Below are 26753 nucleotides of genomic sequence, written 5' to 3' on the forward strand. Positions count from 1 at the left end.
CCCCCGCCGGGGCCGGTTAATCAATGCGCAGCAGATCCAAGGTGCGCCTGGATGCCTCCTGCAGGGCACCGGCTTCTGGCCCCGCGGAGAGGATCTCCCGGCTGGAGGTTCCCAGTACTTGGGGATACGCCGCTCCGAAGGTTGAGCGCATTTCCCGTGCCGTGCCACCTTGCGCGCCAAGGCCCGGTGCCAGGATAGGACCGCCCATGGCCGTCAGGTCCAGGCGGAGGCGTTCGACGGCGGAACCCACCGTGGCACCTACCACCAGTCCTACAGAACCCAGGGTTGCCCCTCCCGGGGTTCCTGCTGTCTTTGCCGCTGACGCAGCAGCGCGGTGGTTCTCGGCAGCAGCAGCCTCGGTGATGCGGCGGGCGACGGAATCTTCGGCACCCACATGCTGCACTGAAGCACCCTCGGGGTTGGAGGTCAGTGCCAGGACAAACACACCCCGGCCGTACTCCACCGCGAGGTCCAGCGCCGGACGGAGCGATTCGAAGCCCAGGTAGGGACTGAGCGTCACGGCATCCGCAGCCAGGGAGGAACCGTCGCGAAGCCAGGCATCAGCGTAAGCAGCCATGGTGGACCCGATGTCGCCGCGTTTGGCGTCGGCGATGCTGAGGACGCCGGCATCGGCACTGGCGGCCAGGACCTCTTCCAGGACCGCCATCCCGGCCGAACCGTGGCGCTCATACAAGGCGACCTGAGGTTTCACGGCGGCAGCGAGGGAATTGACGGCCCCCAGGGCGGTGAGCGAAAAACGCCTCAGCCCGTCAATGTCGTCGTTCATCCCCCAGTGCTTCAGGAGCGCGGGATGCGGATCGATACCCACGCATAGCGGGCCGCGGGCGGCCATGGCCGCGGCCAGCCGGGCACCGAAGGGCTCCCGGCCGGCCGTTTCAGCATTGCCAGGCGTACCCTCAGGCATTCTGCAGGGCAATTTTCTGTGCATCCGCCAGCTGCGAAGCGGCCAGGGCGGCAGCGTGTTCCTGCAGGCTGGTGACGGACCATTCGTAGGTCCGCATGGCCTCGATGGCCTGCACGGCGGCGTTGAACTCCGCAACGGTGGTGATGCAGGGAATACCGATCGACGTAGCTGCGGCGCGCAGCTCGTATCCGTCGCTGCGGGCCTCGCCGCCGGAGGGAGTGTTGAACACCATGTCGATGTCGCCGGCGATGACGAGGTCCGCGATGGTGCCTTCGCCCTCGGCGCTGGAACCTTCAGCCACTTTGCGGACCGGCGTGGCCTGGATGCCGTTGCGGCGCAGGACGTCGGCGGTACCACCGGTGGAAATGATTTCGAACCCAAGGTCGGAGAGCCGCTTGACGCCCATGATGACCGAGCGTTTGTCGCGGTTGGCCACGGAGACAAAGATCTTGCCCTCAGTGGGCAGCGCGTTGTTGGCGGCTGCCTGGCTCTTGGCGAAGGCCGTGTCGAAGTGCTTGTCGATGCCCATGACCTCGCCGGTGGAGCGCATTTCCGGGCCCAGCAGCGAGTCCACAACCTTGCCCTCCGGAGTCCGGAAGCGGCTGAACGGAAGGACAGCTTCCTTGACGGAGACAGGCGCGTCCAAGGGCAACCTGGAGCCGTCGCCGGTTTCCGGCAGCATCTTGTAAGCGGTGCGGAGCTGGTGGATGGTCACGCCGGTACCAATCAGGGCCGCAGCCTTCGCCATCTGGACGCCGGTGGCCTTGGAGACGAACGGCACAGTCCGTGATGCCCGGGGGTTTGCTTCCAGGACATACAGCACGTCCGAGGCCAGGGCGAACTGGATGTTGATCAGGCCCCGCACGCCAACACCTTCTGCGATGGCACGGGTGGCCGTGCGGACCCGCTCCAGGACGTTGCCGCCGAGGGTGATCGGAGGAAGGACGCAGGCGGAGTCGCCGGAGTGGATGCCGGCCTCCTCGATGTGCTCCATGATGCCACCGACGTAGATGTCCTTGCCGTCGAACAGGGCGTCGACGTCAATCTCCACTGCGTCCTCAAGGAACCGGTCGATCAGCACCGGGTGGTCCGGGGTGATCTCCGTGGCGTTGGCGATGTAGCGGGAAAGATTGGGTTCGTCGTAGACGATTTCCATGCCCCGGCCGCCCAGCACGTAAGACGGGCGGACCAGGACCGGGTAACCAATTTCATCGGCAATTTTCTTCGCGTCCTCGAAGGACACCGCAGTGCCGTTCGTGGGCGAGATGAGGCCCGCCTGGTCCAGCACGCGGGCGAACGCGCCACGGTGTTCGGCCAGGTCAATGGCTTCCGGGGAGGTGCCCAGGATGGGGACACCGGCGTCGGCGAGCTGCTGGGCCAGCTTGAGGGGGGTCTGGCCGCCCAGTTGGACGAACACACCCATCACGCCGCCCGTGCGTTCCTCGGCCGCGATGACCTCCAGGACGTCCTCGAGGGTCAGTGGCTCGAAGTAGAGCCTGGTGGAGACGTCGTAGTCCGTGGAGACTGTTTCCGGGTTGCAGTTGACCATCACGGTCTCGTAGCCGGCCTTGCGCAGCGCCATGGAGGCATGCACGCAGGAGTAGTCGAACTCGATGCCCTGGCCGATGCGGTTGGGACCGGAGCCCAGGATCAGGATGGAGGGCTTGGCGTGCAGCGCAACCTCGTCCTCCTCGTCATAGGCGGAGTAGTGGTACGGGGTGTACGCGGCGAACTCGGCGGCGCAGGTGTCCACGGTCTTATAGACCGGGCGGATTCCAAGGGCCTGCCGCACGCCGCGGACCACGGCCTCGGAGTTGTGGGTCAGGGCGCCGATCTGCTCGTCGGAGAAGCCGTGACGCTTGGCCCGCTTCAACATCTCGGAGGTCAGTGCCGGGGCCTGGCGGATCTCGTGCGAGATCTCGTTGAGCAGCTGCAACTGGTCAAGGAACCAGGGATCGATCTTGGTGGCCTCGAAAAGGTCCTCCACGGTGGCGCCGCCCAGCATGGCGCGCTGCACCTGGTGCAGACGCTCGGTCGTGGGACGCTTGGACTTCTCAATGAGCTCGGCGACCTCCCATTCGGGAACGCTGGTGAAGTCCAGCTGCGAGCCCTTCTGCTCCAGGGACCGGAGCGCCTTCTGAAGGGCTTCGGTGAAGTTGCGGCCCATGGCCATGGCCTCGCCCACCGACTTCATGGTGGTGGTGAGGGTGTTGTCCGCAGCCGGGAACTTCTCGAAGGCGAACCGTGGAACCTTGACCACGACATAGTCGAGCGTGGGCTCGAAGGAAGCGGGAGTCTTCTGCGTGATGTCGTTGGGGATCTCGTCGAGGGTGTAGCCCAGCGAAAGCTTGGTGGCGATCTTGGCAATCGCAAATCCCGTGGCCTTGGACGCCAGCGCCGAGGAGCGCGAGACCCGGGGGTTCATTTCGATCACGACGACGCGGCCGGTGGCGGGATCGATGGCGAACTGGATGTTGCAGCCACCGGTATCGACGCCGACTTCACGGATCACGGCGATCGAAATGTCGCGGAGGCGCTGGTACTCACGGTCGGTCAGGGTCAGTGCCGGTGCCACCGTGATGGAGTCGCCCGTGTGGACGCCTACCGGATCGAAGTTCTCGATGGAGCAGACAACCACGACGTTGTCGTTTTTGTCCCGCATCATCTCAAGCTCGTATTCCTTCCAGCCAAGGATGCTCTCTTCGAGCAAAACCTCACTGGTGGGGCTGTACTGGAGGCCCTGGCCCACGATGCGGCGGAGGTCGTTTTCGTTGTAGGCCAGGCCCGATCCCAGGCCGCCCATGGTGAAGGAGGGCCGGACCACCATGGGGTAGCCGAGGTCCTCGGCGGCCGTGAGCGCCTCGTCCATGGTGTGGATGATGTGGCTGCGGGCAGACTCGGCGCCGCAGCGTTCCACCACGCCCTTGAACTTCTCCCGATCCTCACCGAGTTCGATTGCCGCGATGTTCGCGCCGATCAGCTCCACGTTGTACTTCTCCAGCACGCCGTTCTTGTCCAGCGCGATGGCGGTGTTCAGCGCAGTCTGGCCACCCAGGGTGGGCAGGATGGCGTCAGGCCGCTCCTTGGCAATGATTTTCTCCACCACTTCAGGGGTGATGGGCTCGATGTAGGTCGCGTCGGCGAACTCTGGGTCCGTCATGATGGTTGCCGGGTTGGAGTTCACCAGGATGACCCGCAGGCCCTCCTCCTTGAGCACTCGCAGCGCCTGGGTGCCGGAGTAATCGAACTCGGCAGCCTGGCCGATGACGATCGGGCCCGAGCCAATGACGAGGACGCTTTTGAGATCTGTACGTTTCGGCATTACTTCTTGTCCTCAGTCTTGTTGGCGTTTTTGTGTTCTGCGCCGGCAGGGTGTACGGAATCGACGGGCTCACCGGACAGGTTGGCCGTCCGGCCATCGCGGGTGCCTTCCATCAGGTCGATGAAGCGGTCAAAGAGATAGGCGGCGTCGTGCGGACCGGCCGCCGCTTCGGGGTGGTACTGGACGGAGAAGGCCGGGATATCCAGGCAGGCGAGGCCCTCGACGACGTCGTCGTTGAGGCTGATGTGGCTGACCTCCACGCGGCCGTACCGTTCCTCGGGAGCCTGGGTGGCGCCGTCGAGCGGTGCGTCAACGGCGAAGCCGTGGTTCTGCGAGGTGATTTCCACCTTGCCCGTGCGGCGGTCCATGACTGGCTGGTTGATGCCGCGGTGGCCGTAGCGCAGCTTGTACGTGCCGAATCCCAGGGCCCGGCCCAGGATCTGGTTGCCGAAGCAGATGCCGAAGTATGGCAGCTTTTCATCCAGGACTGAGCGCAGCAGGTTGACCTGGGCGTCGGCGGTGGCAGGGTCGCCGGGGCCGTTGGACATGAAGAAGCCATCCGGATTCACCGCTTTGACGTCTTCCAGCGTGGCGGTGGCAGGGAGCACGTGGACCCGCACGCCGCGTTCGGCGAAACGGACCGGGGTCATGGCTTTGATGCCGAGGTCTACCGCTGCGATGGTGAATCGGGCGTCGCCGTCCCATCCGTAGTCCTTGGGCTCAACCACGTAGGCCTCAGTGACGCTGACTTCCTCGGCCAGGCGGGCACCTTCCATGGGTGCGCTGGCCAGGACGGCGTCGACGAGATCCTTGTCGCTTGCCGCTGCTGCGTCGCCGGAGAAAATGCCGGCACGCATGGTCTTGTGCTCGCGCAGATGACGGGTGATGGCACGGGTATCCACGCCCTGGATCCCGACGATCCCCTGCTCGACCAGTTCCTGGTCGAGGCTGCGCAGTGAACGCCAGTTGGACGGGCGCCGCGCGGCGTCCCGGACAATGTAGCCGGCCACCCAGATGCGGCGGGACTCGGCGTCGTCGTCGTTCACACCGGTATTGCCGATGTGCGGCGCGGTCTGCACCACCAACTGGCGGGCGTAGGAGGGGTCCGTGATGGTTTCCTGGTAGCCGGTCATACCGGTGGCGAAGACGGCTTCGCCCAGGGTGGTGCCAATGGCGCCGTAACTCTGGCCACGGAAGATCCTGCCATCTTCCAGTACCAGGGCGGCCGGGGCGGATGCTGCGGGCCGTGCCGGAGCGGAGGTTGCTGTCACTGGGTTCGCTTTCGCTGCTGTGTCTGTCGCTGTCGTTTGCGCTGTGCGGGTTTCCGTCACTGTCTTACTTTCCACTATGGGCATCAGCCGAGGGGGCTGACGAAATCAATTCCTGGAGGGCCTCGAAGAGGACTTCATTGTCCGCTGCACGCCGGGTGCGAAAACCCGTGTCCAGGCCGCGGGTACCATGCTGCCAACTGACAATCAGGAGTCCGTCCTTCTCGACGAACTTCCCTGCCATGCCGCTGTCCTGCCGTACGTCCACCAGGCTGGCCGCCGGGATGTACAGCGGCGGGGCCCCGGAGCGGTCAAAAACCACGCCGTGCGGGTAAACGGCCAGTTCAGCATTGGTCCTGATGCCGAGGCCATGCGCCGCAATCCTGTCAAGCCAGTCACCCGAGGTGGTGGTGGAGACGTACTGGCCCTCGGCTGCCGCTGCCGGCTCGCCCAGTGCCGGTGGCAACTCAGGCAACACCCCGACGTCGGCCTGCCGCCTCAGCCGGCTCCGCCAGCCGATGCCGATCAGGGCGAAGGCAACGGCAATGAGGGCGAGCGTGATAACGAGCGAGAGAAGCCGTGTGTCCATCAGGAAGCACCTGCTGCCGCTTCGGCAGCGTGCCGGAAGGGGGTGTTCAGGCTGCCTTCCAGGACCGTGGGATGTCCCTTGAAGAAAGTAGCCACCACCTTGCCGGGCAGTTCCCTGCCCTTGAAAGGTGAATTCCGGCCCATGGTTGCCATCTTAGAAGGATCCACGGTCCAGCGTGCAGCCGGATCTACAAGAATGACGTTTGCCGGTTCGCCGGCTTCCAGTGGCCGGCCCTGGTCAGCGACCCTGCCGATAGCTGCCGGAGTAGTGGACGTGACCCGGGCGAAACCGGCCCAGTCCATCAGGCCGGTGTCGATCATGGTCTGCTGGACCACGGAAAGCGCGGTTTCCAGGCCGGTCATGCCCATCGCCGCCTGCGCCCACTCGCATTCTTTGTGTTCGCTGGGGTGCGGAGCGTGATCGGTGCCGACGACGTCGATGGTTCCGTCAGCGAGGGCTTCCCGAAGGGCCTGGACGTCCGCGTCGGTGCGCAGCGGCGGGTTGACCTTGTAGACCGGATCGTAGCTGCGCACCAGCTCGTCGGTGAGGAGCAGGTGGTGGGGAGTCACTTCCGCGGTGACGTTGATGCCGCGGCCCTTGGCCCAGCGGATGATCTCCACCGAACCGGCCGTGGAGACGTGGCAGACGTGCAGGCGGGAGCCCACATGCTGCGCGAGCAGGACATCGCGGGCAATGATGCTTTCCTCTGCGACGGCAGGCCAGCCGGCCAGGCCGAGCACTGAGGACACGGTTCCTTCGTTCATCTGGGCACCGGCGGTAAGGCGCGGTTCCTGCGCGTGCTGGGCTACGACGCCGTCGAAGGCTTTGACGTATTCCAGGGCCCGGCGCATGAGGACGGGATCGTGGACGCAGATACCGTCGTCGGAAAAGACGCGGACCTGTGCGCGGGAGTCAGCCATGGCACCGAGTTCGGCCAGCTGTTCCCCTGCCAGACCAACGGTGACGGCACCAACCGGACGGACGTCCACCCAGCCGGAGGCCCGGCCCAGGCTGTGTACCTGTTCCACCACGCCGGCGGTATCGGCCACCGGATTGCTGTTCGCCATGGCATGGACAGCTGTATAGCCGCCCAGCGCGGCCGCGCGGGTACCGGTCTCCACCGTCTCGGCGTCTTCGCGGCCGGGTTCGCGGAGGTGGGTATGGATGTCCACCATGCCGGGCAGCGCAACGAGGCCAACAGCGTCAATGACGGTGGCGCCCTCGGCGTCCTCAGCAGACGAGGCGTCGGCACCACGGGCGGCAATCAAGCCGTCCCGGATCAGGAGGTCTTCGGCACCCGCACCCAGGATTGCGGCACCGCGGATCAGGTAGGTTCCGTTGTTCTCAGCCATTTAGTTGCTCTCCTTAGTGGAAGGGGCTGCGCTGGTCCGGGCAGTATCGGTGCGGGCAGCGTCGGTCCGGGCAGTATCGGTGCGGGCAGCGCCCGCTATGGCCGGCTCCCGGGTGTCCCCGGAGAGCAGCAGGTACAGGACAGCCATCCGTACCGACACGCCGTTACGCACCTGCGCGAGCACCGTGGACCGCGGCGAGTCCGCTGCAGCGGAGGAAATCTCCAGCCCGCGGTTCATGGGACCGGGATGCATGATGATGGTGTCTTTGAGGCCAAGCGTGTCCAGTGAGCGGAGCCGGTTGTCGTCAAATCCCCAGCGCCGCGAGTATTCACGGGTGGAGGGGAAGAAGGAGTCGTTCATCCGCTCGCCCTGGACGCGGAGCATCATGACAGCTTCCACTCCCCCTTCAATCACTTCGTCCAGGTTGTAGCTGACCCTGCAGGGCCAGGATTCGACGCCGATCGGCAGCAGAGTGGGTGGTGCCACCAGCGTCACGTCGGCACCTAGAGTGCGAAGCAGCCAGACATTGGAGCGGGCCACGCGGGAGTGCAGGACGTCACCGGCGATGGCAACGCGCATGCCGGACAGATCGGCGCCGATGGAAGCCACACCGCTGAGTTTTGCCCAGTGGCGGCGCATGGTGAACGCATCCAGGAGGGCCTGGGTGGGGTGTTCATGGGTTCCGTCGCCGGCATTGATGACGGCAGCGTCGATCCAGTCAGTAGCCGCGAGGCGGTGCGGCGCCCCGGAGGCCCAGTGCCGGATGACGACGGCGTCGGCGCCCATGGCGGACAGCGTTTGGGCGGTGTCCTTCAGCGACTCACCCTTGGACACCGAGGAACCCTTGGCCGCGAAGTTGATAACGTCCGCGGAGAGCCGCTTGGCGGCCGCCTCGAAGGAAATCCGGGTGCGGGTGGAGTCCTCGAAGAAGAGGTTGACCACCGTGCGGCCGCGGAGGGCGGGAAGCTTCTTGACCTCACGCTCGCCTACCGCCGCCATTTCCTCGGCGGTGTCGAGGATCCGTACTGCATTGGCCAGGCTGAGGTCCTGGGTGGAGAGGAGGTGTTTCACGCGCCTGCCTCGATGACCACTTCGTTGACGGGTTCACCGTTGACGGAATCAGTCTCGGCGAGGTGCACCCTGACTTTTTCCGAGGAAGCGGTGGGCAGGTTCTTGCCGACGTGGTCCGCCCGGATGGGAAGCTCACGGTGGCCGCGGTCGATCAGGACGGCGAGCCGGACAATGCGGGGGCGGCCAAGGTCCACCAGGGCATCAAGGGCAGCACGGATGGTCCGGCCGGAGTACAGGACGTCGTCGATGAGCACCACGACTTTGTTGTCAATGCCGGACGCCGGCAGTTGGGTGGGGTGCGGCGGCCTGGTGGGCTGGTGGGAAAGATCGTCCCGGAACATGGTGACATCAAGCTGGCCGACAATGGCGGCAGCATCAACAGTGGGATCGGCCTCAGCAATTTTCCGGGCGAGCCGGAGGGCCAGCGGATAACCCCGCCGCGGAATGCCCAGCAACACCAGATCCTGGGAGCCCTTGTTAGCCTCAAGGATCTCGTGGGCGATACGAGTCAGTGCCCGGTCAATGTCCGCCTGGTTGAGTACAACCCTGGCCGGAACAGGCACATTGGTGACAGAAGTCAACGCTCGTCTCCCCTTTCCCCGCCTCACAGGACGGAATTAAAAAAGGAATATTTGACTCTTCAAATTACCACACGCACACCGGACGCCCGCGCGGTTTCTTGGCGCCCGGCCTGCAGCCCCATAGGCTTTCGGCATGCCGACAAATCAATCACAGTACCCCGATCCTTCCGGTGGCGGACAGCACCGGCAGGGTGGGCCTGCCGGTCCCGGCGGAGGCCAGGCCAACCCGACCTGGCTGGGGCACGTCGATCCGGGAGACTACCGGCCCGCGCCCGGTGGCCCGTCCGGCGGCGTACAGTCCATGATTCCGCCTGCGGTGGCGGCCCGGACCGGGCGGAGCGCCGGAGTGCTGGTACTCGTCCTGGGGGGCGCCGGCCTGGCGTTCCTCAGCTTGTTCCTGGTGGTTCCTTTCCTGCTCTCCAGCACTGGAGCGGCGGGATTCCTGATCGGTTTCATCGCCTCCCTAGTTCCACTGTCTGTGGTGCTTCTCACGGTTTTCCTGATAGACCGCTGGGAGCCTGAACCCAAGCGGCTGTTGCTTTTTGCCTTCACCTGGGGAGCCGCAGTATCCATCGCTGTGACGCTGCTGATCCAGCCGCTGTTCGCCATGTCCCGGGAGTTTTCCTCGGACGCGGAATACTTCACCTTCATGGCCACAATCCAGGCGCCCATCGTCGAGGAGTTTGCGAAGTCGCTCGGGCTGTTGATGCTCCTCCTCCTTGCCAGGAAGTACTTCGACGGCCCCGTGGACGGCGTGGTTTTCGCATTCACCATCGCCGGTGGTTTCGCATTCACCGAGAACATTCTGTACTTCGGCCGGGCAGTCGCCGACTCCAGCAGCCCGGCGACGGACCTGGTCTCGATCTTCTTCCTGCGGGGCATCATGTCTCCCTTTGCCCATGCAGTCTTTACCGGCACCACAGGCCTGATCATGGGCTTCGCCGCACGGCGCTGGCACAACGGCCTGTCAGTGGCGGCCTTTTTTGTGGGACTGCTGCCGGCCATGTTCCTGCACAACCGTTGGAACAGCATGGGCCAAGACTTCCTGCTGCAGTACCTCACGTTCCAGGTGCCGATGTTCCTGCTGGTGGCAGTCGTCGTCGTCCTCGTCCGCCTTGCCGAAAACCGGCTGACCCGGCAGCGCCTCCGCGAGTATGCCGCCGCGGGCTGGTTCACTCCCGCCGAGGTGGACATGCTCGCCACAGGGGCCGGCCGGCGGGCTGCGCTTGCCTGGGCCGGCGGTTCCAACCGCCGTGGCTACATGAAGGAGTTCATCCGGGCCGCCACCCAGCTGGCCTTTACCCGCCAGCGGATCCTGGCCGGCCGGGATGTGGCCGTCCACCAGCTCGATGAACAACGTGCACTGCAGGAGATCCTCAGGCTGCGGGCGGCCGTAGCCCACTGACGCCGGCGAGGGCTTCGTCCAGCACCTTGCCGAAGTTCGCCGGATCGTGGGCGAAGCGGCCCAGGAAAAGTCCGGAGACGCCGTCGAGCGTTGGCAGGAGCCCTGGCTTTGCCGAGCCGCCGTAGATGATCGGTGACTCTGATGCGCTGCCCGCACCCTCGCCGTGACCGTCAAGCAAGTCACGGAGGTGATGAACGACGGCGGTGACATACCTTGCGCCGGCTGGTTCCGGTGCGCCGATGGCCCAGACGGGTTCGTAAGCGATGATTGCCCGGGACGCCAGCGCCCAGTCGCCGTCTACGGCTTCCTCAATCTGCTGATGGACGAAATTGGCCGCGCCTTCCGCCCCTCCCGTTTCGCTGCCGTCAGCATCCACAGTGTCCTCGCCAACACACAGGAGCGGCGTGATGCCGGCTTTGTCGGCTGCCCGAACCTTCCGGGCGATCATGGCATTGTCTTCGCCGAGATGCTGCCGCCGTTCGGCATGCCCGATCTCTACCAGGCCCACACCCAGTTCGGCCAGGAGCGACGGCGAGACCTCACCTGTCCATGGACCATCGGCCCATCCGCAATCCTGCGCACCCAGCACGAGCGGTGATCCTGCAACGATGGTGGCGGCCGCCGGAAGCACCGGGAAGGATGGAATGACAAACGGGACCACCCGGCCGGCCGCGAGGGCCGGACGGGAGTCCACTTCGTGCCGTATTCCAGCCAACCAGTCCAGGCTCTCCCGGTACCCCAGGTACATCTTGGTGCTGACACCCACATAGATCACTTGCGGATTGCTCACTTGTCCTCGATCACTTCTCCTCGAGCAGGTAGGGCTCTCAGCTGATGGGGGCCGGACCCAGCTCTTCGATGAGTTTCTGCATGGCCACGTACGCTTTGTTGCGGTAAGCGATGAGCTCGGGGGTGCGGTCCGCGGGAACGTTGAGGAAGCCCGCGCCGGATTTGGTGCCCAGCTTGCCCGCTTCGACCAGGTCGGTGAGGATCTTCGGGGTGGCAAAGCGCTCCGGAAATTCGGTCTGGAGGGACTTGTAGCAGAAGTTGTACACATCCAGGCCAGCCATATCGGCGATCGCGAACGGACCGAAGAACGGCAGCCGGAACCCGAACGTGGTGCGAACCAGCGTGTCCACGTCCTCGGCGGTTGCGATCCCCTGCTCCACCAGCTGGGCCGCTTCATGGAAGAGGGCGTACTGCAGGCGGTTCAGGACGAAGCCGGTCACGTCCTTGACCACGGCAGTCTGCTTGTTGGCCGCGTGGACCAGGTCGCGGACGGCACCTACAGTTGCCGCGGAGGTTCCGGCATGGGGAATGACTTCCACACCAGGAATAAAGGGTGACGGGTTCGAGAAGTGCACACCGAGGAACCGCTCCGGGTTGCTGACCGGTTCGGAGAGTTCGGCGATGGAGATGGTGGACGTGTTTGAACCGATGATGGCATCCGGCCTGGCTGCAGCGCTGATTCGGGCCAAAGTCTGGTGCTTGATGGCCAGAACCTCAGGCACGGCCTCTTCGATGAAGTCCGCATCAGCCACGGCTTCCTCGATGTCCCTCGCAGCCCAAAGATTCTGCTTAAGGATGGCCGTGGCGCCCTCGGGGAACAAGCCATCGGCCACAAACTGGTCCGATTCAGCCAGCAGCCGGTCGTAGTTCTTCTGCGCAACTTCGGCTGACACATCGGCGAGGGCCACGCGGGCTCCGCCCAGTGCCAGGACCTGGGCGATGCCGCCGCCCATGTATCCGGATCCGACGACGGCGATCCTGCGGGTGTTACCGGGTGTTGTGGTCATGATCAGACTGCCTTCGTGTATTCAGGTTCATAGGAGCAGATGGCGTCTACCTTGCCGGCGGACGCTGACGTTTCGTCGAAGCGGTGCTCAAGCCACTCGCCTACGAGCTTCTTGGCTAGTTCCAGTCCGATGACGCGCTGACCCATGGTGAGGACCTGGGCATTGTTGCTGAGGACGGAACGTTCCACGGAATAGCTGTCGTGGGCGGTTACGGCACGGATGCCGGGAACCTTGTTGGCCGCGATGGCGACCCCCAGCCCCGTTCCGCAAATGAGCAGCGCCCGGTCGGCTTCACCCTCGGCTACCTTGCGGGCTGCGTTTACCGCGATGTGCGGGTAGGCGGTGGAATCGTTGGTGCCGACGCCGATGTCCACCACCGAGGCCACCCGGCTGTCCGCGGTGAGGAGTTTTTTAAAGGCTTCCTTGTACTCGACACCGGCCTCATCGTTGCCGATGATGATGCGCCATCCTGGGTTTGCACTCATGGTTTTGCTCCGTTTCCGGCCGCGGCGGCCAGTTCAGAATGGGTCAGTTGCGATTCGATGAAAGTGGCGACGCGTTCGGCGATCAAGGCCAACGAGATTGCCCCGGGATCCGGATGACCAAGGCTCTTTTCTGCCAGCGGACGGGCCCGGCCTTTCAGGGGGCGCAGGCTCGCAGTCTCTGTCGCGGCCTTCGTGGCAGCATCGGCCGCGATGGTGAAGGCCGCCCCCAGGGCGGTCCCGGCGTCGTGCTCGCGGTGAAAGGTTTCCCGGAACGGCAGGAGGGCATCCACCATCGTCTTGTCCCCCTGTTCTGCTTTGCCCAGCGTGGTGATGGCGTTGACAAATGCATCCACCACGGGCGCGGCATCCTTCTCTTCGTAGGACGGCTTGTTTCCCAGGGCCAGGCCGGCGGCTATCACGGCCGATCCCCACAGCGCGCCGGAGGTACCGCCCGCGCGTTCACTCCACGCTTCTCCGGCCGCTGCGAGTACCCGGCCCGCTGAAGCGCCGGCAGCAGCGGCCTGCGCGGCCGCCTCCGCCGCTGCCTCGACACCCCTGCGCATCCCGATGCCGTGGTCGCCGTCGCCGGCAACTGCATCCAGCTGACCAAGCTCTTCTTCATGATGTGCGACGACGTCACGCACCTGGGCGAGCACCTCGGCAGCGTTCCTGCCCAGTTCAGCGGACGCTGCCGAGGGCGCTTCGGTTTCCTCAACGGCGGCTTCGGCGATCAGTGCTGCTGTGCGGGGCGCGCGCGGGGCAAGGTTTCCCTTGCGGTACGCCGGGGTGTCGGCCGGGGCTGCCCACAGCTGTTCGAGTTCCTCGTCCAGCCAGAAGAGGGTCAGGGACAGTCCCGACATGTCCAGGCTGGTCACCAGCTCACCGCATTCTGGTTCAACAATGGTCAGCCCGGCCTCGGTCAGCAACTTTTCTGTCTTTCCGAACAGCAGGAAAAGTTCGTCGTACTTGATCGTCCCCAGGCCGTTGACGATCACAACCACCCGATTCCCCGGATTCTCCGGCGTGTCCGCGAGGAGGCGTGTAACCAGGAGATCGGCAAGCTCCGATGCCGTTGGCATGGGATGTTCTGAGATGCCCGGTTCCCCGTGGATGCCCAGGCCCAGGGACATCTGGCCGGCCGGCACGTGGAACAGGGGTTCGTCCGCTCCGGGCAGGGTGCAACCGTCGAAGGCAACGCCCAGGGAGCGGGTACGGTCATTGGCTTTGATGGCAAGCCGCTCCACCTCGTCCAGGTTCAAGCCTGCTTCGGCTGCCGCGCCGGCGATTTTGAACACCGTGAGGTCACCCGCTATCCCGCGGCGCTTTTCGATCTGATCCTGCGGGGCGCTGGCGATGTCGTCCGTGACCAGCACCGTGCGGGTTTCGATGCCCTCGTCGTTCAGCCTCAGCTGGGCCTGGCCGAAGTGCAGCACATCGCCGGCATAATTTCCGTAGCTCAGGAGGACTCCGCCACCGGCGTTGGCTGCCTTGGCCACCCGGTAGACCTGCCCGGCAGCGGGCGAGGCAAACATGTTGCCGCATGCCGATGCCGTTGCAAGCCCTGGTCCCACAAGGCCGGCGAACGCGGGGTAGTGTCCGGAGCCGCCGCCTACTACCAGCGCCACCTGGCCGGCAGGCACCTCTGTGGAGCGGACGACGCCGCCGTTCACTCGGGTGACGTAGCCGCGGTTGGCAGCCACAAAGCCGTCCAGTGCCTCATCCGCGAAATCAGCGGGATTGTCGAAGATCTGGGTCATGGTTCCTCATTGAATCCAGTTGGTTGAATCAGGATGGGTCAGGTTGGTCAGGAAGTTGCCAACTCGAGGGCGGCGGGCCGTTGCCGTCCCTGGGCCACCTGGCTCCGGCCCAGAGCGTAGCCGTCCTTCTTGGGCAACACGTGCCGGCGGAGGTACTCCTGATTGCTGGCCGCCACGCTGAGTCCGTCCCCGCCGTAGTGTTCGACACAGATGATCCCCTGGTAGCCGGCAGCCAGTGCCACTTTGAAGGCCTCGCGGTAACTGATCAGGCCGCTCTCCATAGGGGCGGGCATGGTGATATAGCTGTCGCGCGCCACATCCTCGTCCCGGATGTAGTTCTTCACGTGCCAGTAGTTGGAGTACGGCAATGTCTTGGCCACCATCTCGCGCCAGTCCTCGATGGGACGGTGCAGGCGGACCAGGTTGCCCAGGTCGGGGTTCAGGCCCACATTGCTGAGTCCGATGTCCTGGACCAGCTGTACTGAGGAATCAGCCGTACCCAGGTACGTGTCCTCGTACATTTCCAGGGAGAGGAGGACGCCGACTTCTGCTGCATGGCGGCCCAGTTCCCGCAACCGGGAGACGGCGTTGTTCCAGGCATCCTTGTCCCCCACCGGGTCCTTGTGGCCTTCAACCGTCCAGAACCACAGTTGTTTCTGCTGCTCGGAAGTGAGTGCCTGGTGCAATCCGAAGGAGACTACCTCGCAACCGAGCTCGGCGGCGGCGTCGATGGTGCGGTGGCTGTAGGCAAGATTGCTTTCCCAATTTGCCTCCTCAATCACGCTGCGCCGGATGGCGGAAATAACCGGAATTCCAATTCCGACGTTCGCGGCGGTGCGCTTGAACTCTTCGAGGCGTTCCTTACTGAGGTCCCCCGGACGGATCCAGCTGTCCGTCAGGTCAGCGTTGGCAAAGCCGGCCTCCTTGACCTCAGTCAGGACATCCGCCCATACGGAGGCGTCGGCGTCGTTAATCTCCTTGCCCTGGACATCAGTTCCGGGGAACTGCAGCAGTGCCGCAGTGATGGGCCAAGTCTCAGCTGTGTAAGCCACGTTGCTTCACTCCTTCGTAATCATGTTTCCTATAGGATTTACTAATGCGAGAAGGTTGTCAAGATCACAGTGGTTTTGTAAATGCGTGCATAGCACTAAGTGCCGTCTTGGCGTTCAAAACGGCACTTAGTACTGCTTCGTTGGGCGAGTCAGCCTTCCGGAGCGTCGGCAATGGCCCGCGAACGGACCTTGTGGATGTGCTCGGCCATGGCGGCCCCGGCTTTGTCAGGATCTCCCGTGGACACCGCGTCCAGGACCGCCTGATGCTCGGCGATGGCGAATTCAGCGTCTGTGATTCCCACTCCCCCGAAGAGCCGGAACCGCTGCACCTGCCCGCCCAGCGCCGAATAGGCTGCCTCCATGAACTGGTTTCCCGTCTGCCGGGCAATCAGCTGATGGAAGCGTTCGTCGGCTTCGAGATAGTCCTTGAACTCAGCGAAAGACGGACCCCTGGGGGCAGACCTGAGATCTTCCACGGCCTTTTCCAGCTCAGCCAGGCCGCGTTGATCGATCCTGGTGCATGCGAGCCGCGCATTGACCGGCTCGATAGCGAGGCGGGCCTCCATCAGTTCGGCAAAATCTTCCTGCGTAAAAACAGGGGCCACGCGATAACCCTTCAAGGCCACCCTCCGGACCATTCCGGTGTGCTCCAGCCGAGCCAGTGCCTCGCGGACAGGAGTCGGCGAAACGTCCAGCTCCCGCGCCGTTCCATCGATGCTGACCACCGCGCCGGGCGCCAGCCTGCCGTCCATGAGGGAAGCCAGGAGCTCCGTGTACACGTGGTCTGCCAACACCTGGCGGCTCACCGCCCTGCCGGCCTTGCGGCCAGCATCCGGAATGTCTGGCCTGTTGCCGGCGCGTGTGCCGTCGGACTGGTTTTGCATGTTCAGATCCTATAGGGATGCGGTGCCGGCGGTCGCATCTTCCTTACACCCCCGCAACACGAAGAAGCCCCGCCCAGGTCGATGATCCCTGGTCGGGGCTAAATCGGATGCCGAAAACGTCTTAGGCCAACAGTGACGGTTTCAGCTGCTGCAGGCGGCCCAGAAGGCCGTTAATGAAAGACGGCGATTCATCAGTTGACAGCGTTTTGGCCAGTGCCACTGCCTCGCTGACGGCCACGCCGTCCGGGACGTCGTCATTGAACAGAAGTTCCCAGGTTCCGATCCTCAGGATGATGCGGTCTACCGACGGCATCCGTTCCAGCGACCAGCCCTGCGAGTAGGTTTCCAGGAATTCGTCGATGGCAGTCTGCTGCGAGACAACGCCTTCAATAATATCCACGGTGTAGGGGTTGATGACCTGGTCAGTTTTTTCCCGGCGCGACCGGAGCACGTCGAACGCCGAAAGGGAGCGTTGCTCCGCTTCGAAAAGTATGTCCAGCGCCCTGTTACGGGCTTTACCGCGTGCGCTCACTACTCGCTGACCCGGCCGAGGTAGCTGCCGTCACGGGTGTCCACTTTGACCTTGGTGTTGTTCTCGACGAACAATGGCACCTGGATCTCATAGCCCGTCTCCAGGGTGGCAGGCTTTGTGCCGGCCGAGGAGCGGTCGCCCTGCAGGCCTGGCTCTGTATAGGTGATTTCGAGGACTACGCTCGGCGGCAGCTCAATGTAGAGCGGGTTGCCCTCGTGGATGGCGATGTTGACCATCTGGTTTTCGAGCATGAAGTTGGTGGCATCACCAACGGTGGCGCCGGAGACGGTGATCTGGTCGAAATCCGAAGTGTCCATGAAAACGAAGTCGGCGCCATCCTGGTACAGGTACTGGTAATCCCGGCGGTCCACGGTGGCGGTTTCGATCTTGAGTCCGGCGTTGAACGTCTTGTCCACTACCTTGCCGGACATCACGTTGCGCATTTTGGTGCGGACGAATGCGCCGCCCTTGCCTGGCTTTACGTGCTGGAACTCGATGACGTTCCAGAGCTGGCCCTCAAGCTTAAGGACGGTTCCGTTCTTGATGTCGTTAGTGGTTGCCACTGGTTCCCTCTGGGTTTCTCTGACTGGTCTGCGCTGCCAGCTGGTTATGCCAGGCAGGCGTGCGCACGGCCCGCCAGTCTGTTTTTGTCAAAAATCCAAGGACCATTCTACCGGTAAATTCGGGGAGCCTGTCAGGATGCAAGTTCCAGGACGTCCCTGGCGCGCTGAAGCGCCATGGTGGAGGTGTAAATCTGGGCGGCTTCCGCCGCTCCGGCGACCTGCAGGTCCAAGGCCCGGGTGAAAGCTTCAACGGCGGCACCCACGTGCCCGGCGGCATACTGGGTGGTGCCGAGGTACTGAAGGATCAGTGCTTCCCGGGCGGTCCCTGCGACCTCCGCCAGAAGTTGCCTGTACAACCCGATGGCCCTGTCATAGCGGTGCGAGATCCGCAGCACTTCGGCTTCATAAGTCCTCAGCCGGAGAGACTCCGGATCCGTGTAGCGGGCCTCGGCGAGGAGTTCGGCGGCATTGGCAGCGTCCCCCTGTACCAGGAGCACAAAAATCCGGTCGGAGGGATCACTGCTGGCCTCAAGGGCCGCCTGGCATTCTTCCTCGTTGGTAATCTCCGGAACCAGGGTGAGCGGGTTGATCCGGACGCCCGGGAATCCGGCGTCCGGCCATTCAATGGTGGCTGCAGCGGAATCCCACATCAGGAGGCGATCTCCTGGTAGGCCGCGAACAGGAGGGAGGTATCCGGGACATCGAGGATTCCCGGGCGCGCGATGCCGTCCAGGACCACAAAGCGCAGGAGGTCGCCGCGTGATTTTTTGTCCCGCCTCATCCCGTCAAGGAGTCCCTGCCACCGGTCCCGACGGTACGTAACGGGCAGCCCCAGCGATTCAAGAATGCTGCGGTGCCGGTCAGCGTCCGCGTCGCTGAGCCTGCCAACACTGCGGGCAAGTTCCGCCGCGAACATCATCCCCACGGAGACCGCGGCCCCGTGGCGCCAGGAATAGCGTTCTACAAGTTCAATCGCGTGGCCCAGCGTGTGGCCGTAATTGAGGATCTCACGCAGGCCGGACTCCTTGAGGTCCTGTGAAACCACAGTTGCCTTGACGCTGATGGCCCGTTCAATAAGCTCACGGAGTACAGCGGACTCAGGGTCGGTGACGGCTGCGGGGTCCTTCTCGACCAGTTCCAGGATGGCTGGATCGGCGATGAATCCACACTTGACCACTTCGGCCATGCCTGAGATGAGCTCGTTCCTGGGAAGGGTAGACAGCGTATCCAGATCTGCCAGCACGGCGGCCGGCGGATGGAATGCGCCTACCAGGTTTTTGCCTTCCGCCGTGTTGATTCCGGTCTTGCCCCCAACGGAGGCGTCCACCATGCCAAGGAGGCTGGTGGGCATGTGGACCACTTTGACGCCTCGCAGCCAGGTTGCGGCCACAAATCCCGCCAGATCGGTAACAGCCCCGCCGCCCACGGAGACAATGGCGTCCGAGCGCGTGAAGTCGTTCTGGCCCAGGACCTGCCAGCAGAACGCGGCTACCTGGATGTGCTTGCCTTCTTCGGCATCCGGAATTTCGGCCGTCAGGGCCGTGAAGCCGTCCGCCTCAAGGGATGCGCGGACGGCATCACCGGTCAGGCGCAGTGCCCGCGGGTGGACAACAAGCACACGCCGGACGCGCTCCCCCAGCACACCGGAAAGGCTGCCCAGCAGACCGTTGCCTACGACGACGTCGTAATTTTGTCCCGCACCGTCACCGGTGACTTTGATGACTGTCGATGGCTTGTTCAATGTTCCACTTCCTGTTGGGCCGCTGCATACTTCCGTAGCGCGTCTTCAAGGCGGCCTGCCAGCTCTGCCACCGTGCCTTGCCGGACGTCCATCACGATGTCCGCCAGCCGTTCGTAGACCGGCTTGCGGGCAGCAAACAACGCTTTCCAGTTCTCCACGGCATCACCGGCCAGCAACGGGCGCCCGGAAGACCTGGCGATCCGCGCCGACACGGTGTCGACATCGCCTTCGAGGTACACCACGGTGCATGGTTCCAGCAGTTGCTGCGTCCCTGAATCAAGCACGGCTCCCCCGCCAAGGGAAATAACCCGGTCGGCGCCTTCCTCAATCGCTGCAGCGACAGTCTTGGCCTCGATTTCCCGGAAGCCACGCTCCCCCCGGGCCGCAAATATCCCGGGGATACTGCCATGTGCTGCCACGATCAGTACGTCCGTGTCCACGAACGCCCGGCCCAGGCGCTGCGCCAACTGATACCCGATGGCGCTCTTGCCAACGGCCATGGGCCCGATCAGCACAACGGGCGTTGCTCCGGACCCGCCGGCACTGTTGCTGAAAGACACTACAGGCCGATCGAGTCCAGTGCCGCGGGGATGTTTTCGAGGTACCCCTTCATGTTGCGTGAGGTCTCCGCGACGGAATCGCCGCCGAACTTCTCCTTGACGGCGTCCGCGAGAACCAGAGCAACCATGGCTTCGGCCACCACCCCGGCTGCCGGGACTGCGCAGACATCTGACCGCTGGTGGTGGGCCTTGGCGGGTTCACCGGTGCTGACGTCAATGGTCTTGAGAGCGCGTGGAACGGTAGCGATTGGTTTCATGGCAGCCCGGACGCGCAGGACATCGCCGATGCTCATCCCGCCTTCGATGCCGCCGGCACGGTTGCTGGTCCGGATGATCCGGCCGTCCGCGTCCTTAACGATCTCATCGTGGGCAGCGGAACCACGGCGGGCCGCGGTAAGGAAGCCGTCGCCAACCTCCACTCCCTTGATGGCCTGGATGCCCATCAGGGCGGCAGCAAGCCTGGAATCAAGGCGGCGGTCCCAATGCACGTAGCTGCCGAGTCCCGGCGGCAGCCCGTACGCCAGGACCTCCACGATGCCGCCCAGGGTTTCGCCTTCCTTGTGGGCGGCGTCCACCTCGGCGACCATGGCATCCGAGGTTTCGCGGTCGAAACAGCGCAAGGGGTCCGCGTCCAGGGCCAGGACGTTGGACGGAAGCGGCAGTGGGCGCCCTTCGGGAACGGTGACACTGGCGATGGATACCGTGTGGCTTACCAACTCGATGCCCAACTGCTTCAGGAACTGCGCCGCCACCGTGCCCAGGGCAACGCGGGTGGCCGTCTCGCGGGCACTGGCGCGCTCCAGGACAGGCCTGGCTTCGTCAAATCCATACTTCTGCATGCCCGTGAAGTCGGCGTGGCCAGGCCGGGGGCGGGTCAACGGGGCGTTGCGGGCCTGTTCGGCCAACAGCGCGGGATCCACGGCGTCAGCAGACATGATCTGCTCCCATTTGGGCCATTCGGTGTTGCCGACCTGGATGGCTACGGGTCCACCCTGGGTGATGCCGTGGCGGACGCCGCCAAGGATGGTAACGGCATCCTGTTCAAACTTCATGCGGGCACCACGGCCGTAGCCCAGGCGGCGCCGGGCCAGTGAGTCCGCAATTTGCTTGCTCGAAAGCTCCACACCTGCGGGGACGCCCTCGATAATTCCCATCAAAGCCGGGCCATGGGATTCACCGGCAGTCAACCAACGCAACATAATTTCCATCCTGCCATGTATGGCGGTCAGTTCGCCCGTCGGGGTAGGCCGACTGCGTCACACATCACATCTATGACAGTCGCATTAACGTCCTCGCCTCGGCCGGTGAAGAGACGCACCTGTTCAACTGCCTGGTACAGCAACATTTCCAGTCCTGGAACCACTGCTCCGCCGCCTTTGCCCCAGGCTTCGGCCATTCGGCTCGGCCACGGATCGTAGGCGACATCCAGGAGCACTCCCGGAGTGGCAATACCCTGCTGTTCCAGTTCCACGGCAAGGTCGTCTGCGGCCCTGGGCGGCACTGTGGAAATCACGACGTCGGCTGCCGCAGTACTCTGCGCCGCAGCCGCCAGCGGGCGTACTTCCAAAGCCAGGCCAAGTGCTGCCGCGGCCGCGCGTGCTTCAGCGGCCCGTCCGATATCGCGGGCAAATACCTGCACGGAGCGTGCACCGAGGGCGTTGAGGGCTGCTACCGCCGCGGCGGACGTGGCCCCGGCTCCAATCACCACGGCTTCCCGGGCGTTTTCAACTCCGGCATGCCGAACCGCGTTAACGATGCCATCAACGTCAGTATTGTAGGCAATCCTCCTGGCTCCTGCGGCACTGCCTTCGAAGGCAACGGTATTCACGACGCCCAGGGTCCTGCCTATGCCACGGACCTCGTGAACCTCCGCAATAATCGCGGTCTTCAGGGGCATGGTCACGGACAAGCCGGTCCAGTCGGGTTCCTCAGCTACCCGGCGCATGAACGCCGGGAGGGCTTCCTCCGTGACGTCAACAGCGGCGTAGTCGATGTCCATTCCGAGCACGCGGTAGGCCGCCTGATGCATAGCCGGGGATTTCGAGTGGCCGACCGGATGCCCAAGGACAGCCGCAAATCGGGTCACGTACAGCGTCCCGCATTGGCACGGCACCACGTGTTGTACTGCTCCACGTAGCGGTTGTGCTCGGCAAGCGTGCTGGAGAACTTCGTTTCCTTCGAATCGAGGTTGATCGTGACCCAGTACAGGTAGTCATTGGCGGCAGGCTTTGCTGCAGCGTCAATGGCGGTTTTGCCCGGCGACCCGATGGGCCCAGGCGGCAGGCCCGGGTTCGCGTAGGTGTTGTACGGATTGGACTTATCCGCACGCTGTTCATCGGTGAAGTTAAAGCTCTTGGTGCCCAGGCCGTAGGTGACTGCTGAATCGACCTGCAGGTAGCCATTGGTTTCGTCATTGGGCTCAAGCCGGTTGTAGATAGCACCCGCCACGTTGCTGTAGTCGGCGAGTCCGCCCTCCGCCTGCACAATACTGGCGACGATGACTGCCTCGTATTGCTTCGCGGGATCGGTAATTCCCTGGGCAACCAGCTCATTCACAGTGACGTTTACCAACTCCTGGAGGATGTCCTTGGCCGGCGTGCCAACCTCAAAGCGGTACTCGCCGGGAGCCAGGAATCCCTCAAGGTTTTTGGCAGAGGCCGGCAGCCCGAACTGCGCTGGGTCGTTGCTGAGAGCCTCAAGTTCGGAGAAGTTCACCCGTGCGCCGTCTGCGATCTGGGTAAGGGATTCATTGATGCGAAGCCCGGCATTCAGCGCGAAGTACACGACGCCGGCACTGCCTTCACCGGCAAGCACCTGGACAGCATCCTTATTGCTCATTTCCTGGCGGAAGGTGTACTCACCGGGGCTGAGGGTGTGTCCTGATGCCGTGAAAGCGCCTTCGAACGTACCGGCGTCAGCAACGACTCCCGCAGCTTCCAGCTTTGCTGCAAACGAGCGGGTGCCTTCCCCGGCATCCACTGCCACTTGCACCTGGCCGGTTCCCGGGCCGGGGAAGTCGGCTACCTTATCCATACCCAGCAGTGGCTTGAGGAACTGCACGCCCACAACGATCGCGGTCACGAATACTGCAAGCGTCAGCAGCAAGGCAAGCAAACGACGGCGGACACGGACCTTCCGTGAGGGTGCCGGCACGGCCGTCGCACCGAGGAAAGCTCCCTGGTCCTCGTGGTGAGGGGCATCGTCATAGACGTAGTGGCCGGCATCCGCGTGGACAGGCTGCCCGTAGTGACCGTCCTGCACGTAATACGCTTCTTGTTCGCCCTGATGGGCGGGAACGTAGTATTCGCCCTGATGGGCGGGAACGTAGTAATCCGCCGGGGCGTGGATCGGCTCCGGCACGACGTGCCCGGAATCGTAGTACTGCTCCTGCTCAACGTGATGGACCGGCTCAACGTGCGGCTCCGGTTCCCGCTCCGGAGCGGCGGACGCTGCGCCGGCTGCGTTGGCCTCCGCTTCAAGCCGGATACGCTCCCGTGCCCGGATCTCCTTGCGCGTCAGCTTCTCGCCGTCGTTCTGGCTGCTTGCGGGGCTCATACAGGCCCTCCCGTTCCTGAAGTCGGGTCCGCCCCGGTGACGCCGGAAACGCGAACGCGTTCTCCGATGTCGGCTCCCCGGGCTTTCTGGATATCGATGGCGTGCTGCAGTATCCCTGCTGCAGCCATCTGGTCCACCACCTGGCGGTGGTCCTTGCTGCTCATTCCGGCCTCGTGCAGTTTACGATGGGCGGTGACGCTGCTGAGCCGCTCATCCACGAGGTGGACCGGGATGTCCAGTCCACGGCCCTGGAGTTCACGGACCAACAGTTCAGCATATTCTCCGGCCATTCGGGCTGAAGCATGTTCCTCGCCTTTCATGGTACGCGGCAGGCCAACGATAATCTGGACGGCCGCATATTCCTCTGCGAGACCGGCCAGTATCCGCACGTCGATGTTCTTTTTGGGATTCCGTTGCAGCGTTCGCAACGGAGTGGCGAGGATCGAGTCCCGGTCACAGATGGCTACGCCAACCCGCACGGTGCCGACGTCAACACCGAGCTTTACCCCCCGCGGAAAGTTCCCGGGGGCAGCTGAAGCCGAAGGGGGTAGAGTCATCAGGCCTCCGTCAGCGTCCACTGATGGCGCTTACGACGGCGGTCAGGGCCTGTCCGACCTTTGATGCGTCGGTGCCGCCACCTTGGGCGACGTCATCCTTGCCGCCGCCGCCACCGCCGAGAATCCCGGCTGCGAGCCGTACCAATGCACCAGCCTTGACGCCGGCAGCACGGGCGGCCTCGTTCGTGGCAACCAGGATGACCGGGCGGTCATTGCTGACGCCGGCAACGGCCACGGTTGCGGCTTCTGAGCCCAGCCTGTTGCGCAGGTCAAGCGCCAGGCCACGGAGATCGTCCGCTCCGCCAACCTGGCCGGCATCGTGCGCGATGACCCGGATCCCACCGGCGTCCTTTGCGGTTTCCGCGATCCTGACGGCTGCGCCGGCGAGCTGTTCCTTGCGAAGACGTTCCAGTTCCTTCTCCACGCTCTTGAGCTTGCTCAACGTGGCTGCGATGCGGTCCGTGAGCTGGCCGGAAGGCACCTTCAGCATCTCGGTCAGTTCCGTTACCAGGGCACGCTCGGCGGCCAGGTGGCGGAATGCCTCCATACCAACAAATGCCTCCAGGCGCCGGTTTCCGGATCCGACAGACTGCTCGCCCAGCAGCGACAGGCTGCCGATCAGTGACGTGTTGGCCACATGGGTTCCACCGCACAGCTCGCGGGACCACGCGCCGTCGATCTCCACCACCCGGACTTCATTTCCGTAGTTTTCACCGAAAAGCGCCATGGCGCCGAGCGCCTTGGCTTCAGCCAGGGCCATGACCTTGGTTTTGACCCCGTAGTTATTCCGGATGGCGATATTGGAGACCTCCTCGATCTCCGAACGGGTGGCGGTGCTCAGGCCTTCGCCCCAGGCAAAGTCGAAGCGCAGGTAGCCTGCCTTGTTGAAGGAGCCCCGCTGGGTGGCGTCCGGGCCCAGGATCTGGTGGAGTGCCGCGTGCACAATGTGGGTGCCCGTGTGGGCCTGCTCGGCGGCATGCCGGCGCTCCCGGTCCACAGCGGCACGGACTACAGCGTCGGATGCGATTTCGCCCTCACGGACAATGGCCTTGTGGACGCTGAGCCCTTTAATGGGCCGCTGCACGTCAAGGACTTCGACAACGAAGCCGTCGCCGGTAATTAACCCGGTGTCTGCGGCCTGGCCGCCGGCTTCCGCGTAGAACGGGGTTTCGGCAAGGACCAGCTCGATTTCATCGCCTGTAGAGGCCTGCTGGACCGGGCGGCCGCCGCTGACGATGCCGTGCACCCGCGATTCGCCTTCCAATTCCGTGTACCCCGTAAAGACGGTTTCGCCCTTTGCCAGGAGTTCCTGGAAGGCGGTGACGTCCGCGTGTGCACCCTTCTTGCCTTTGGCATCAGCCTGGGCGCGCTGGCGCTGTTCGAGCATCAACGAGCGGAAGCCCTGCTCGTCAACCTTGAGGCCGGCCTCTTCGGCCATCTCCAGGGTGAGGTCGATCGGGAAACCGTAGGTGTCATGGAGCGCGAAGGCATCGGCACCGGAAAGCGGCTGACCGGCCGCCTTCGATTCTTTGACTGCGTCTTCCAGTCTTGCCGTACCGGAGGCAATGGTGCGCAGGAACGCCTTCTCTTCGGCGTAGGCAATGCGGCTGATGCGGGCAAAATCCGTCTCGACCACCGGGTAGACACCCTTCATGGCGTCTCGGGAAGCCGGAAGCAGGTGCGGAAGGCAGGCCTCTTCGACGCCGAGGAGCCGCATGGAGCGGACAGCGCGGCGGATCAGGCGGCGCAGCACGTAACCGCGGCCTTCGTTCGAGGGCGTCACGCCGTCCGCGATGAGCATTAGTGCCGAACGGATGTGGTCCCCTACAACCCGCATACGGACGTCATCTGTGTGGTGCGGATCCTCAGGGGTTTCAGCGGAAGTGTATTCCCTGCCAGAGAGTTCGGCTGCTTTGTCGATGACCGGACGGACCTGGTCCGTCTCGTACATGTTCTCGACGCCCTGCAGAATCATGGCCAAGCGTTCCATGCCAAGGCCGGTGTCGATGTTGCGCTTGGGCAGCTCGCCCACAACATCGAAGTCTTCCTTGGAGCGGACGTTCTCGATCTGGTACTGCATGAACACCAGGTTCCAGATTTCGATGTACCTGGTCTCGTCGGCCAGCGGGCCGCCTTCTACGCCGTATGCCGGGCCGCGGTCGTAATAGATCTCCGAGCAGGGGCCGGCAGGTCCCGGCTGGCCGGTGTGCCAGTAGTTGTCCGACTTGCCCATCCTTTGAATGCGCTCCGCGGGGACTCCGGTGTTCTTCAACCAGAGTTCCTTGGCTTCGTCATCCTCTTCGTAGACAGTCACCCACAGGAGTTCAGGCGCCAGGCCGTAGCCGCCGTCGTCCGTGCTCTTGGTAAGCAGCTCCCAGGCGAACCTGATGGCGTCTTCCTTGAAGTAGTCACCGAACGAGAAATTGCCGCACATCTGGAAGAACGTGCCATGGCGGGCGGTCTTGCCCACTTCCTCAATGTCTCCGGTGCGGATGCACTTCTGCACGCTGGTTGCCCGGGAGTAGGGTGCTTCCTCCCGGGCTGTCAGATACGGAATGAACGGCACCATGCCGGCGACGGTGAACAGCAGGGAAGGATCGCTGGAGACCAACGACGCCGAAGGCACCGCGGTGTGGCCCTTGCTGACAAAAAAGTCGATCCAGCGCTTGGTGATCTCCTGCGACTTCATGAGCTGATTACTTACCCTTCTCGGTTCACGCGTGGTGCCGCGCGAGCATGTTTCTAACGTGGAACCCTG

The 26753-nt window shown here is 63.9% G+C and carries 24 protein-coding genes; 1 reads left to right on the top strand and 23 read right to left on the bottom strand.

Annotation, left to right across the window (positions count from 1 at the left end; all coding sequences use genetic code 11):
• Window positions 1-16: 16 nt before the first annotated feature.
• Genes pyrF through pyrR form a run of 7 tightly spaced genes read right to left on the bottom strand, consistent with a single transcriptional unit; the run spans window position 17 to window position 9108 of the window.
• Window positions 17-925, bottom strand: a complete 909-nt coding sequence (pyrF, locus tag ACWA13_RS09560) for an orotidine-5'-phosphate decarboxylase (RefSeq protein ID WP_463933570.1) — start codon at window positions 923-925, stop codon at window positions 17-19.
• Window positions 918-4247, bottom strand: coding sequence for a carbamoyl-phosphate synthase large subunit (gene carB, locus ACWA13_RS09565; protein ID WP_463933572.1), 3330 nt, complete (start codon window positions 4245-4247; stop codon window positions 918-920). The genes pyrF and carB overlap by 8 nt, the downstream gene beginning before the upstream one ends.
• A complete protein-coding gene (gene carA / locus ACWA13_RS09570) occupies window positions 4247-5602 on the bottom strand; it encodes a glutamine-hydrolyzing carbamoyl-phosphate synthase small subunit (RefSeq protein ID WP_463933573.1) in 1356 nt (451 codons plus the stop codon). The genes carB and carA overlap by 1 nt, the downstream gene beginning before the upstream one ends.
• Window positions 5583-6104, bottom strand: a complete 522-nt coding sequence (locus tag ACWA13_RS09575; RefSeq protein ID WP_463933574.1) for a PH-like domain-containing protein — start codon at window positions 6102-6104, stop codon at window positions 5583-5585. The genes carA and ACWA13_RS09575 overlap by 20 nt, the downstream gene beginning before the upstream one ends.
• Window positions 6104-7456 (bottom strand): dihydroorotase, encoded by a 1353-nt coding sequence (locus tag ACWA13_RS09580; RefSeq protein WP_463933575.1) that lies wholly within the window; start codon window positions 7454-7456, stop codon window positions 6104-6106. Before ACWA13_RS09580 ends, ACWA13_RS09575 begins: the two co-directional genes overlap by 1 nt.
• Window positions 7457-8527, bottom strand: a complete 1071-nt coding sequence (locus ACWA13_RS09585) for an aspartate carbamoyltransferase catalytic subunit (protein WP_463933576.1) — start codon at window positions 8525-8527, stop codon at window positions 7457-7459.
• Entirely contained in the window at window positions 8524-9108 is a 585-nt protein-coding gene (gene pyrR, locus ACWA13_RS09590) for a bifunctional pyr operon transcriptional regulator/uracil phosphoribosyltransferase PyrR (RefSeq protein ID WP_463933578.1), read from the bottom strand. Before pyrR ends, ACWA13_RS09585 begins: the two co-directional genes overlap by 4 nt.
• A 133-nt stretch (window positions 9109-9241) precedes the next feature.
• On the opposite strand from pyrR, the gene ACWA13_RS09595 reads away from it, so the two are divergent.
• Window positions 9242-10513, top strand: coding sequence for a PrsW family intramembrane metalloprotease (locus ACWA13_RS09595; protein WP_463933580.1), 1272 nt, complete (start codon window positions 9242-9244; stop codon window positions 10511-10513).
• Here ACWA13_RS09595 and ACWA13_RS09600 read toward each other — a convergent pair.
• The 16 genes from ACWA13_RS09600 to alaS form a co-directional block, all read right to left on the bottom strand.
• Window positions 10485-11303, bottom strand: a complete 819-nt coding sequence (locus tag ACWA13_RS09600; RefSeq protein ID WP_463933582.1) for a triose-phosphate isomerase family protein — start codon at window positions 11301-11303, stop codon at window positions 10485-10487. The two genes, ACWA13_RS09595 and ACWA13_RS09600, sit on opposite strands and share 29 nt — an antisense overlap.
• Window positions 11304-11340: 37 nt before the next feature.
• Window positions 11341-12309, bottom strand: a complete 969-nt coding sequence (locus ACWA13_RS09605) for a 3-hydroxyacyl-CoA dehydrogenase family protein (RefSeq protein ID WP_463933584.1) — start codon at window positions 12307-12309, stop codon at window positions 11341-11343.
• A gap of 2 nt (window positions 12310-12311) precedes the next feature.
• Window positions 12312-12794 carry a ribose-5-phosphate isomerase gene (locus ACWA13_RS09610; protein WP_463933586.1) on the bottom strand — a complete coding sequence of 161 codons (483 nt, stop codon included), beginning with the start codon at window positions 12792-12794 and terminating at the stop codon, window positions 12312-12314.
• Entirely contained in the window at window positions 12791-14551 is a 1761-nt protein-coding gene (dhaL, locus tag ACWA13_RS09615; protein ID WP_463933588.1) for a dihydroxyacetone kinase subunit DhaL, read from the bottom strand. Before dhaL ends, ACWA13_RS09610 begins: the two co-directional genes overlap by 4 nt.
• A 47-nt stretch (window positions 14552-14598) precedes the next feature.
• The gene (locus ACWA13_RS09620) at window positions 14599-15603 is read right to left on the bottom strand and encodes a sugar phosphate isomerase/epimerase family protein (RefSeq protein WP_463933589.1); all 1005 of its coding nucleotides are present in this window, start codon (window positions 15601-15603) and stop codon (window positions 14599-14601) included.
• Window positions 15604-15752: 149 nt separating this feature from the next.
• The gene (locus ACWA13_RS09625; protein WP_463933591.1) at window positions 15753-16487 is read right to left on the bottom strand and encodes a GntR family transcriptional regulator; all 735 of its coding nucleotides are present in this window, start codon (window positions 16485-16487) and stop codon (window positions 15753-15755) included.
• A 121-nt stretch (window positions 16488-16608) separates the two neighbouring features.
• Window positions 16609-17019 carry a transcription antitermination factor NusB gene (gene nusB / locus ACWA13_RS09630; RefSeq protein WP_463933593.1) on the bottom strand — a complete coding sequence of 137 codons (411 nt, stop codon included), beginning with the start codon at window positions 17017-17019 and terminating at the stop codon, window positions 16609-16611.
• Entirely contained in the window at window positions 17019-17582 is a 564-nt protein-coding gene (efp, locus tag ACWA13_RS09635; RefSeq protein WP_275214236.1) for an elongation factor P, read from the bottom strand. The genes nusB and efp overlap by 1 nt, the downstream gene beginning before the upstream one ends.
• Window positions 17583-17713: 131 nt before the next feature.
• Window positions 17714-18232: a tetratricopeptide repeat protein gene (locus ACWA13_RS09640; protein WP_463933595.1), complete on the bottom strand. Its 519-nt coding sequence runs from the start codon at window positions 18230-18232 to the stop codon at window positions 17714-17716.
• The gene (aroB, locus tag ACWA13_RS09645) at window positions 18232-19323 is read right to left on the bottom strand and encodes a 3-dehydroquinate synthase (protein ID WP_463933597.1); all 1092 of its coding nucleotides are present in this window, start codon (window positions 19321-19323) and stop codon (window positions 18232-18234) included. The genes ACWA13_RS09640 and aroB overlap by 1 nt, the downstream gene beginning before the upstream one ends.
• Complete coding sequence (locus ACWA13_RS09650; protein ID WP_463937897.1) at window positions 19320-19823, bottom strand: shikimate kinase; 504 nt, start codon at window positions 19821-19823, stop codon at window positions 19320-19322. The genes aroB and ACWA13_RS09650 overlap by 4 nt, the downstream gene beginning before the upstream one ends.
• A 59-nt stretch (window positions 19824-19882) precedes the next feature.
• Window positions 19883-21082 carry a chorismate synthase gene (aroC, locus tag ACWA13_RS09655; RefSeq protein WP_463933599.1) on the bottom strand — a complete coding sequence of 400 codons (1200 nt, stop codon included), beginning with the start codon at window positions 21080-21082 and terminating at the stop codon, window positions 19883-19885.
• Between the two features lie 26 nt (window positions 21083-21108).
• Window positions 21109-21969 carry a shikimate dehydrogenase gene (locus ACWA13_RS09660; protein WP_463933601.1) on the bottom strand — a complete coding sequence of 287 codons (861 nt, stop codon included), beginning with the start codon at window positions 21967-21969 and terminating at the stop codon, window positions 21109-21111.
• Complete coding sequence (gene mltG, locus ACWA13_RS09665; protein WP_463933602.1) at window positions 21966-23438, bottom strand: endolytic transglycosylase MltG; 1473 nt, start codon at window positions 23436-23438, stop codon at window positions 21966-21968. Before mltG ends, ACWA13_RS09660 begins: the two co-directional genes overlap by 4 nt.
• On the bottom strand, window positions 23435-23995 hold the full coding sequence (ruvX, locus tag ACWA13_RS09670) for a Holliday junction resolvase RuvX (RefSeq protein ID WP_463933604.1): 561 nt from the start codon (window positions 23993-23995) through the stop codon (window positions 23435-23437). Before ruvX ends, mltG begins: the two co-directional genes overlap by 4 nt.
• 10 nt (window positions 23996-24005) lie before the next feature.
• Window positions 24006-26684 (bottom strand): alanine--tRNA ligase, encoded by a 2679-nt coding sequence (gene alaS / locus ACWA13_RS09675; protein ID WP_463933606.1) that lies wholly within the window; start codon window positions 26682-26684, stop codon window positions 24006-24008.
• Between the last annotated feature and the right edge of the window lie 69 nt (window positions 26685-26753).

The sequence above is a fragment of the Pseudarthrobacter sp. TRD_SC_9 genome (genome assembly GCF_055361265.1).

Bases quoted from the DNA above. Each gene is read 5' to 3' on its own strand.
- dhaL (WP_463933588.1), bottom strand. From the start codon at position 14,551: ATGACCCAGATCTTCGACAATCCCGCTGATTTCGCGGATGAGGCACTG.
- aroC (WP_463933599.1), bottom strand. From the start codon at position 21,082: ATGTTGCGTTGGTTGACTGCCGGTGAATCCCATGGCCCGGCTTTGATG.
- ACWA13_RS09575 (WP_463933574.1), bottom strand. From the start codon at position 6,104: ATGGACACACGGCTTCTCTCGCTCGTTATCACGCTCGCCCTCATTGCC.
- pyrF (WP_463933570.1), bottom strand. From the start codon at position 925: ATGCCTGAGGGTACGCCTGGCAATGCTGAAACGGCCGGCCGGGAGCCC.
- ruvX (WP_463933604.1), bottom strand. From the start codon at position 23,995: ATGACTCTACCCCCTTCGGCTTCAGCTGCCCCCGGGAACTTTCCGCGG.
- ACWA13_RS09595 (WP_463933580.1), top strand. From the start codon at position 9,242: ATGCCGACAAATCAATCACAGTACCCCGATCCTTCCGGTGGCGGACAG.
- ACWA13_RS09625 (WP_463933591.1), bottom strand. From the start codon at position 16,487: ATGCAAAACCAGTCCGACGGCACACGCGCCGGCAACAGGCCAGACATT.
- carB (WP_463933572.1), bottom strand. From the start codon at position 4,247: ATGCCGAAACGTACAGATCTCAAAAGCGTCCTCGTCATTGGCTCGGGC.
- carA (WP_463933573.1), bottom strand. From the start codon at position 5,602: ATGCCCATAGTGGAAAGTAAGACAGTGACGGAAACCCGCACAGCGCAA.
- ACWA13_RS09650 (WP_463937897.1), bottom strand. From the start codon at position 19,823: ATGGCCGTTGGCAAGAGCGCCATCGGGTATCAGTTGGCGCAGCGCCTG.
- ACWA13_RS09605 (WP_463933584.1), bottom strand. From the start codon at position 12,309: ATGACCACAACACCCGGTAACACCCGCAGGATCGCCGTCGTCGGATCC.
- ACWA13_RS09580 (WP_463933575.1), bottom strand. From the start codon at position 7,456: ATGGCTGAGAACAACGGAACCTACCTGATCCGCGGTGCCGCAATCCTG.
- ACWA13_RS09640 (WP_463933595.1), bottom strand. From the start codon at position 18,232: ATGTGGGATTCCGCTGCAGCCACCATTGAATGGCCGGACGCCGGATTC.
- alaS (WP_463933606.1), bottom strand. From the start codon at position 26,684: ATGAAGTCGCAGGAGATCACCAAGCGCTGGATCGACTTTTTTGTCAGC.
- ACWA13_RS09610 (WP_463933586.1), bottom strand. From the start codon at position 12,794: ATGAGTGCAAACCCAGGATGGCGCATCATCATCGGCAACGATGAGGCC.
- mltG (WP_463933602.1), bottom strand. From the start codon at position 23,438: ATGAGCCCCGCAAGCAGCCAGAACGACGGCGAGAAGCTGACGCGCAAG.